3 protein-coding genes are annotated in these 2,230 nt (G+C 50.4%); all 3 read right to left on the bottom strand.

What is annotated here, in order from left to right; translation table 11 throughout:
- Positions 1–172: 172 nt before the first annotated feature.
- The gene (locus GIW04_RS30025) at positions 173–406 is read right to left on the bottom strand and encodes a hypothetical protein (RefSeq protein WP_120249089.1); all 234 of its coding nucleotides are present in this window, start codon (positions 404–406) and stop codon (positions 173–175) included.
- 509 nt (positions 407–915) lie between these two features.
- Positions 916–1,242, bottom strand: coding sequence for a hypothetical protein (locus GIW04_RS30030; RefSeq protein ID WP_147412296.1), 327 nt, complete (start codon positions 1,240–1,242; stop codon positions 916–918).
- Positions 1,239–1,622: a hypothetical protein gene (locus GIW04_RS30035; RefSeq protein ID WP_120249012.1), complete on the bottom strand. Its 384-nt coding sequence runs from the start codon at positions 1,620–1,622 to the stop codon at positions 1,239–1,241. The genes GIW04_RS30030 and GIW04_RS30035 overlap by 4 nt, the downstream gene beginning before the upstream one ends.
- Between the last annotated feature and the right edge of the window lie 608 nt (positions 1,623–2,230).

Here is a 2,230-nt window from a genome sequence, read left to right on the forward strand (position 1 = left end):
GCTTGATATAAATGCCCAGATCGCCGGGATGCTTGCTGGCAGCAAGGTGGAACTGCACGCCGGCATCGCGCGTGGTGGCGAGGATGTCCTCGCGCTAACCGCAATCGCTTGATCTTCCCACCTCAATCGCCAGGGGGCAGCCAGACCGGAACTCACCATACCCGCAGAAAACCTATAGGCCGGCACCAGCAATCAACCGAGCCCCTACCTCGCGCCCTGCAACCTGCGCCAGGCCACGGTCAACATAGGTTCGGTCACACGCAACAACCGGCACCACAACTTCACTACCGCGCTTCACCTCGACGTTGATTCGCCAGGTCTCCCAGCCCTCATCGTCATTGTCGCAATCCATGTAGTTCCAAACCTGAAAGCCTTCGATCTCATCGTAAATATCGTGCTTTGTCATGGTCCAGCCCATTTAGAGGAAGGGGCCATCGTAGCTCAAAGCCAGCCGGTGCGGATGATCACGACGATAAGGTGAAGGAGGGCAGCGACTAGGTTTATCCACTCTGTTAGTCGTTTCATACGGCAGCGCTCCAGGCGTTTGATGAGCGCATGGTGGGCCATAACCCGCCAGCTGCTCAACGCACAAGCCTGTGGGTAAGTCCTGATCGTTATTCATCACCGTAGAACCCCACTCCACCGCCCGGGCATGGCCAGGCAAGGACTCCCCATGCCTACAGAAGAAAACCGGTCGAACCAATTCCGAGATTGACGACCGGTCGTCTACTCACACCCGATATCTAGGCTGTCTTTTCCAGCGACCACGCCATGACTGCAAAGGGAGCCGACTGGGCATTAACTAACACATTAACCATACTGATCAATTCCAATAACTGAAATGCAAATAGCCTTACCTCGTAAAAGCAGAAGCACATTACAGGCAACTCAGCCAATGAGAGGTTTGTTTCTCATTTAGCGCACTCTACGCCCAGCAGCAATATCACGACCCGCGCCTGATCCAAATGGAGACTTAGCACTTTCCAGACGAATCAAAACTAGATCAGCATCACCACCCCGTTGATCCTCACGCCCGAGGACGCAATAAATTTTAACCCCTCCTGCACTGAGTACATGTAAGTTTTCACCTGAGATATTGAGAGGCTTCAAGTCTCCACCATCAAGCAATTGGCGCATAGTTAGCGAGCTCGCCCTGTCGAACAAACGCATAACTTTGCTTCGCTCGTCAGACCCTAAACTCTGAACATCATCATAAAATTCAGACGTAGAATAAACGTTCATTGCTTATCTTCCTCAAACAGTTTTGTGAGCTTGCTAGTCGCCACTATCAACTCATCAAGCCGCTCTTCTTTTATGAGCTTTTTACAATGCTTTGCAGACTCCGAAACCAATTGCGCCCTTAGAACTTCACCAAATTGCTTCGATGTCAACTTCAAGAAACTACTATCTTCCTTGAATATATAAACCTGATATACGACAGATATAATTATAGCCAAGATTAGAATATATAAAGATTTTTTCTTGAAAATTTCTTCCCAGTATATTTCGTTACCTTTAGCCACCTCAACGATTAGGGAGCTTGAAGCCACCCCCACAATGGCAGCCAATACCAATGGGATCGCTGATCGAGCCCAAGGATTTCTATGTAGAAACTCCAACATATATCGCCATTCCTTATTTATCTACAAAAGATAGCTAAACACTTTTCCTCAGTTAACCATACAACTTGAGTATATCTGCATTCTTAGCTTCCCCCAAATCTGAGAGCTTTAGAATCCGCTTGCGATGAAAAAACGTGAGGATCAGCAGGCTCGATTGAGCGCGGCGACGGCGAAGCATCCATTCGCAGAAAAGGTGAAAGCAAGCTGGATAGCTTCCGAGAGCGCGCGGACGACGGTCAGGAAGCGGGCATTGGCCGGCACTGGTTTGACCTGCTCACCCAGCTCGGACTGCTGAATCGTGTGCAGCGCAGCCCTGCTCTTTGGGAAATGACCCAAGGAGGCGAAGACGCCCTGGAATTATCGCGGCAGAGTGCCAAACCCCGATAGGAGTACATCCGTACCCCACCCGCAAAATCCGTGGCCCCTTCCCCTTCAAGTCAGCCGCTATAGCCGCATACCGAAGCGAGGATAAGAATGCATTGAGAGCCTAGATCGGGTGCTCAGGTTTATCGCTGCCGAGATTTTTGCGCCACTACCATCTTGAAGAACTTTTTTCATAGCCAGCTTGGCGTCTGGATCACCGCACTCAGCCATGCACTCCAGACAAT

This window comes from Pseudomonas sp. PA-4-8C (assembly GCF_021606625.1).
Lineage (GTDB): Bacteria > Pseudomonadota > Gammaproteobacteria > Pseudomonadales > Pseudomonadaceae > Aquipseudomonas > Aquipseudomonas lactis.